Below are 6337 nucleotides of genomic sequence, written 5' to 3'. Positions count from 1 at the left end.
CCCTTCTCAAGGAGTTGGATCCGCCCCCGCCAAGCTTGGCCGACCTGGGCATCCATTGGGATCGCTTGGCCCTGCTGCCGGATCCCGAGCTGGCAGAGGAAATGGATGTGGAGTTCAGCCGCCGTCTAGCCCGCCTAAACCGGCAAATTGCCAACCAACAAGAGCGCCTCTACCGCCTTTTGCAAACCTGGGACTCCGACGAGGCCGATATCCGCCAAATTCAGGCCCAACTGAGCCAGTTGCGGACAGAACGGGATCGCCTAGCTCTGGAACACCTGTTGATGCTGCGGCAGCTGCAAGAGAACTTCGCCCTACCTCTACCCGACCGCCCGGCTGCCAGCTCTCCCTGAGGATCCCTTGGGTTCAGGCTATGATTGAGCAAGGGCAGACGCAACCACCAACGGAGCTGAGGGATGGCCAAAGTGCCCAGCAACCCAGACATTGAGCAATTGGCCGCTGCCATTGGTAAAGAAGTTTACATCGATGTGGCCCGCTGGCATCTTTACCTGCGCGACGCCCATCTGCATACTCTTTTGGCGGAGCGACTGGCACCCCAGGTGATGGCAGGCAAGGTGGATGAGGACGCCGTCACAGAGATCTTGCAAGGGATCCCGGTGAAAGTGGGGGGTGGGCGCAAAGAATTGCCCCTAGCCGATCTCCTGCCGATGCAAAGCCTGCTTAACCTGCTGGATGTGCTGGAGGAGTTCAGCCGCAAATGGGCCCAATAGAGACCAATAGAGAAAGGTAGAGCGGTGCATCATCAGTCTAAACCTATGCGGCCTGGCCCCTGGCTCAAGCTCGGCAGCCTTATTCCGCTGCTCTGGCTGTTGTCGGCCTGTCAGGGAACCGAGTGGGGAGAACGGCTGGAGCGCGCTGTACGCCCAGTAGGTCTGCCCACAGCCCAACCTGAGCTGCCGGCATCTCCCTCGCCTCAACCTTTGCCGGGATCCATCCCACCCTCTATCTCGATCCCCACTGCTCCCACCCCTTCCTCACCCCTGCCCAGCCCGGACAGCAGCCGCTTTACAGACCTGGAGCCGGGATCTCTGGTGGCCCGTTCGGTGGGATACCTAGATCGGTTGGGAGTTTTTGCCGATATCCCCGGCAGCGAATTTCAGCCGCAGCGCAGCGTTCGTCGCGGAGAATTTGCCCGTTGGCTGGTGTTGGCCAACAACGCCATCCACGCCGATGAGCCCAGCCGGCAAATCCGCCTGGGATCCCCCTCGGAACGCCCCCTCTTTTTGGATGTGCCGGAAGAGGATCCCAACTTTCGCTACATTCAAGCCCTGGGAGCTGCCGGCATAATTGCCGGAGATGCCAATCGAGAGTTTCGCCCCAACAGCCTGCTGTCGCGGGCGGAGTTAATCCGCATGAAGGTGCCCCTGGACTTACCTCCCGGCCAGATCAAGGGATCCCGAGCAGAGCTGGAAGAGCGCTGGGGGTTTACCGATGCGGCGCAAATTCCTCCTGAAGCCATTCCTGCTCTGGTAGCGGATCGCAGTCTGGAGAATGCCTCCACCGTGCTGCGCACCTTTGGCCCCATCCGCACCTTCAACCCCTTCGAGCCGGTCAGCCGCGGGGAAGCTGCCATTGCCTTATCGGCTTTTGGGGAGCGAACGGCCCAAGACGCCCTACCCCAGCCGCCAGCCTTGCCAGACCCAACCCCTGAGCCTCAGCCTTCTCCCCCTGCCGCAGAACCGGAGCAGACGGCTTCTCCCGAGCCGGATCCCAACCCTGCCTCTCCCTCGAATGCCGTTGATGAGCCCTCTGCGCCGGCCCGCCCCCGTTCCTCGGAAGTTGCCCCAGGGGAGGGCAGGATCGTCACGCCGGGTAAGCCCTAACCCTGAAGTGAGCGAGGATCCCATTGGCGTATGCTGTTGGGCTCTGTCAGCAGATAGAACGCCTCAGAACCCCAGCAGGGATCCCTGCTACGGCTCTTACAAGGAGCAAAAGGAGCCATAACAATAAAAACTATCCCTAACTCCCTTCAGGAGAGGGGCTGTACAGCGCAGAGGACTTCCGCCCCCATTCCCCAGGCGGCTCTAGCTCTTGCCAGTCCCCTGAGCGCCCCTCTGCTGGGGAAAACCCTTGCCGCCCATAGCCTATAGAATGGGGGAAGCCAGCCTTGGAAAACCTGCAGGGATCCCAACTGTGTCCGCCATTGTTCCTGAAATCCGTTCTGCCGATCTGCTGCGCTACACCGTGATTGGGTCGCGGCGGCCCAGCGTGTACTTTTGGGCGGTGGCGCTGACGGGGGGAGGGCTGGGCTTTACCTTGGCCGGCCTTTCCAGCTATCTCCACCGCAATTTGCTCCCCTTTTCCGATCCCGCCAGCCTGGTGTTTATTCCCCAGGGCATTGCCATGCTCTTTTACGGGGTGCTCGGATCCCTGGCGGGGCTATACCAGTGGCTGAGTTTGTATTGGAACTTGGGAGGCGGCTACAACGAGTTCGACCGGCGCACGCAAAAGATAACGCTGGTGCGCCAGGGCTTTCCGGGCAAAAACCGTGAAGTCCGCCTGGAGTATGACTTTGCCGATGTGCAAAGCTTACGGGTGGAGCTGAGAGAGGGGCTTAACCCCCGCCGAGCCATCTACTTGCGGGTGAAAGGACGTGGCGACATCCCCCTCACCGGCGTAGGCCAGCCACCTCCCCTGACGGAGATCGAAAACCAGGCAGCCGAGATTGCCCGCTTTCTCAACGTCAGCTTAGAGGGCATTTGATTCCCTGGGGCATCATGCGCTGTGATCGCACCCTGATGGCCGCGTGAGGGATGTGTGCCCTACTACGAATGGGTGACCAACTACATTGCTGTAATCGGTGGGCGCTAATGCGGAGGCCTTGAAGAGATCCCGGATCCCTTTGGGGTGGGGAGACCCTCTTCTGGATTAGAGTCCTTTCAAATTAGTTCAAATTAGATTGAGACTAGGTTGAGACGCTCCCCAGGTGTTTCGCGCTGCAGCCCTTCTTCCAGAGGGAGAAATGACCATATCTGCACAACTGAAGCGCGCGCTGCCGAGCGTCGCTTTTTAAAACCTCGGGATGGAGAGCATCTCAAAAACTAGCCTTCGCCAGCTTGAGGAGAGGAACCCAGGGATCCCTCGACTGCCACCTGAAGTCTTGCCGACTCTGGAAGGAAGGCTTGTGCGGCTGGGAACCCCAAGAACGGGCTTTGCTCTACCGCCTGGATGGAGAGGGTAAAGAGGGGATTGGAGAGGATCCCGGCAAAGATGGTGGCCACCAAAGTGAACACCAGGCCCACCCGCAGAGCCTGCATGCCTTCCGCCTGCCAGTTGGTCTCGGGGTAATTTTGCACTGAAACCGACATCTCTTGCGGCTCTTTCACCACGATGGTTTTCACCACCCGCACGTAGTAGTAGATGGAGATGACGCTGGTGACCAACCCCACCAACACTAGGGTATAGGCCCCTGCCTGCCAACCGGCCCAGAACAGGTACAACTTGCCGAAGAAGCCCGCCAGAGGGGGCAATCCACCCAACGAGAGCAGACAAATGCTCAAGCACAGGGTGAGGAAGGGATCCTTCTGGTAGAGGCCGCTGTACTCGCTAATTTCATCGGTGCCGGTCTTCAGGCTGAACAGGGTGATGCACAAAAAGGCCCCCAGGTTCATGGCCAAATAGACCATCAAGTAAAAGATCAAGCTGGCATAGCCTGCCTCGGTGCCCGCCACCAAGCCAATCAAAACGAAGCCCGCCTGTCCAATGGAAGAATAGGCCAGCAGCCGTTTGAGGCGGGTTTGGGCAATGGCCACCACATTCCCCAGCACCATGGTCAAAATGGCCAGCACCGAGAGCACCGCCCGCCACTCTTCCGTCATGGCCGGAAATACGGTGGCCAGAAAGCGCACCGCCAAGGCAAAGCCTGCTGCTTTGGATCCCACCGACAAAAAGGCCACCACCGGAGTTGGGGATCCCTCGTAGACATCAGGAGTCCACTGGTGGAAGGGCACCGCCGCCAACTTAAACCCGATACCACCAATGCAGAGGACCAAAGCGATGATCCCTGCCAAACCGGCATCCCCCATGGATGAGGCGATGGCTTCCAGCTTCGTTTGCCCACCCGAAAGGCCGTAGAGCAGCGACATGCCGTAGAGAAAAATGGCTGTGCTGCTGGCCCCGATCAAGAGATATTTCAGGGCTGCCTCCGAAGAACGGGGATCCCGCTTGGTATAGCCGGCCATCAGGTAGCTGGCGATGCCCAGGGTTTCCAGAGATACAAACACTAGGATCAAGTCCGTCGCTCCGGAGAGGAACATGCCCCCCAAGGTGGCCGTGAGCAGCAACACATAAAACTCGCCTGTGGGCGCTCCGGACTGAGAGATGTAGCGCTCCGCCATCATCACGGTCAGTACCGCCGTCCCCACCACCAGGCCACGGAAGAGAATGCTGATGGGATCCGCCGCAAAGCTGCCCAAGAAGCTCTCCAACTGGGGCTGCTGCCACTGCAACACCAAGGTCACCAAGGCCCCGATCAAGCCAAAGATGGAGAGGGCCGGAAGACTTTTGCGCGCCGCCGAACCACCGACCAAATCCACCACCAAGACGAGCAAGAGGGTGAGGGTAACCACCACTTCTGGCCAAATGGCACCGGCATACAGGTTTCCGGTTGGGGCAAAGACATCCATAGGGGAAGACATGAAGACAGATGAAGGGGATCCACAGCCAGCATACCGCGATTTCCGGTCTCTCTTTCCGCTTCCGGCATCTCTTCTCCCAATCGTCTCCATCAGCACTCTCAATCCACGGGCTCAGTAGAGCTTGGCGCTGGAGGTGAGCACCAACTTCAGGCGGGCGTGGATCAGATCCAAGTCCGCCAGCCCCAGGTCGATCTCCCCATCGATGACGATGCCGGTGTGGATCAGCCGATCCAACAGTTCCAGCACGGATCCCTCGCGGTGGGGTTGTCCGGGGTAGTAGTCCCCCTGGCGGGGCAGGAGGGTGCCCAGATCTCCGAGCTCCAGGTTCAAATCCGCTGGGTCGATCTCCAACAGGCTGCAGATTTGTCGAATTTGCTCCCGCAAGGCTTGTAGGCTGCTGCCGGCCCGCTCAATCTGCTCTGCAGAAAGGCGCTCGGCCTCCATTTGCCGCACCACCTGCGCCTCCATCAACTGCCGCAACAGCTCCACCAAGGTCAGCACCAGAGAGGCCAAACCGGCTTCCGGGCGTTTCCGGCCAGGGGTGGGCCGAGCCTGGCTCAAGTCTTCCGAGCTGGCGGGACTGATAGAAAAGCGCGGCGGGGGAGAAGGGGCAATCCAACGGTCAAAGGGCTGGCAAAGCTGTTCCAGGCTGAGCAAATGGAGACGGGGATCCCGCGCGACTTCTTCCCTTTCCTCCGGCAGGTTGTAGCCCCAGTCGGCCAAAAACAGGAGAACTTGCTCCAGCTCCGGCACCGTCTGCACCTGGCGCAGCGTTTGCAGGCGATCCTCCACAAACCACAGCTCCTCAGCCGGCAGTTGGGCGGCAGCCAGTAGCCGCTGTAAAGTGGTGGCCTTGGGGGCGCGCACTTCCTTGCCCAGAATGCGGTGGCGCGGCAGTTGGATCCCTTCTCGGCCCAAGAGCTGCTGGATAAACCGCCCCTCTTTGGTACTGAGAATGGCCAAGCGCGGCTCCCCTGCAGCCTGAACCTGGCGTAGCCAAGCCGCCACCCCCGGATAAAAGCGGTGTAGCCCCAGCCACCCCTGCAGATCCTCTTCAATCCAACGATCCCGCACGCCATCCAGCACTTGGGCCAAACCTAGCTCGGAGACCCCCACCTGCTGCAACAACCGCTGCCGCCAGCTGGGCCAGTCTTGGCGCAAGTCTTCCTCCCGGATCCCTTCCTGTAGCCCCCACAACAACAGAGGCATCTCCCAGCCGGTCTCGATCAGCGGGCGCAGACGGTCAAAAGCAGGACGCAGCGGCTCTAGCTGAGCAGGAGCCAAGCCCCACACCTGAGCACAAACGCGGCAGGAGGAAGCAAAATACTCCGCCCGCCCATCGCAGAGCACACCATCAAAATCCAGAACCAGAATGCGGGGGGACATTCGCCGGGGCCTAGCGAACTCCATACCTGAGTCCCCCTGAGGGCAAGTTGCAAAAATGGGGCCAGAGGCCAAGTTAATTTAACCAAACTGTTCCACCCGATTGGCCCAACCTAATTGGATTCGAAGATGCGAACCGACTTGATCTCCACCGGTTTCAGGGGGCGATCCTGAGGGTCAGTGGGCGCAGTTGCAATTTTATCCAAGACATCCTCTCCCTCGATCAATTGCCCAAAGATCGTGTAGTTGGGCGGCAGCGGATAGTCGGCGTGCATGATAAAAAACTGGCTGCCGTTGGT

Annotated in this window: 6 protein-coding genes and 1 pseudogene; 4 read left to right on the top strand and 3 right to left on the bottom strand. The window is 59.8% G+C overall.

Features of this window, described 5'->3' with window-relative positions; translation table 11 throughout:
- From NW815_RS00590 to NW815_RS00575, 4 genes and pseudogenes are all read left to right on the top strand, one after another.
- A pseudogene (locus NW815_RS00590) lies at positions 1 to 350 on the top strand (hypothetical protein); the annotation flags it as partial.
- 63 nt (positions 351 to 413) lie between these two features.
- Entirely contained in the window at positions 414 to 728 is a 315-nt protein-coding gene (locus NW815_RS00585) for a DUF3181 family protein (protein ID WP_011433076.1), read from the top strand.
- 45 nt (positions 729 to 773) lie between these two features.
- A complete protein-coding gene (locus NW815_RS00580; protein WP_414389951.1) occupies positions 774 to 1841 on the top strand; it encodes an S-layer homology domain-containing protein in 1068 nt (355 codons plus the stop codon).
- 310 nt (positions 1842 to 2151) lie between these two features.
- Positions 2152 to 2721 (top strand): photosystem I assembly protein Ycf4, encoded by a 570-nt coding sequence (locus NW815_RS00575; protein WP_011433078.1) that lies wholly within the window; start codon positions 2152 to 2154, stop codon positions 2719 to 2721.
- Positions 2722 to 3059: 338 nt separating this feature from the next.
- Here NW815_RS00575 and NW815_RS00570 read toward each other — a convergent pair whose 3' ends face one another.
- The 3 genes from NW815_RS00570 to NW815_RS00560 form a co-directional block, all read right to left on the bottom strand.
- The gene (locus NW815_RS00570; RefSeq protein WP_414389961.1) at positions 3060 to 4643 is read right to left on the bottom strand and encodes an NAD(P)H-quinone oxidoreductase subunit N; all 1584 of its coding nucleotides are present in this window, start codon (positions 4641 to 4643) and stop codon (positions 3060 to 3062) included.
- Between the two features lie 123 nt (positions 4644 to 4766).
- Complete coding sequence (gene gvpJ / locus NW815_RS00565) at positions 4767 to 6041, bottom strand: gas vesicle protein GvpJ (RefSeq protein WP_414343231.1); 1275 nt, start codon at positions 6039 to 6041, stop codon at positions 4767 to 4769.
- 110 nt (positions 6042 to 6151) lie between these two features.
- Positions 6152 to 6337, bottom strand: a 186-nt coding sequence (locus tag NW815_RS00560; protein WP_414415613.1) for a peptidylprolyl isomerase, incomplete at its 5' end; no start/stop codon positions are given.

The sequence above is a fragment of the Synechococcus sp. R6-7 genome, from assembly GCF_047461695.1.
Classification (GTDB): domain Bacteria; phylum Cyanobacteriota; class Cyanobacteriia; order Thermostichales; family Thermostichaceae; genus Thermostichus.
Note: the sequence above shows the minus strand (reverse complement) of the source record. Positions and strands in the feature narration are given on the sequence as shown.

Bases quoted from the DNA above. Each gene is read 5' to 3' on its own strand.
- NW815_RS00585 (WP_011433076.1), top strand. From the start codon at position 414: ATGGCCAAAGTGCCCAGCAACCCAGACATTGAGCAATTGGCCGCTGCC.
- NW815_RS00580 (WP_414389951.1), top strand. From the start codon at position 774: ATGCGGCCTGGCCCCTGGCTCAAGCTCGGCAGCCTTATTCCGCTGCTC.
- NW815_RS00570 (WP_414389961.1), bottom strand. From the start codon at position 4,643: ATGGATGTCTTTGCCCCAACCGGAAACCTGTATGCCGGTGCCATTTGG.
- gvpJ (WP_414343231.1), bottom strand. From the start codon at position 6,041: ATGTCCCCCCGCATTCTGGTTCTGGATTTTGATGGTGTGCTCTGCGAT.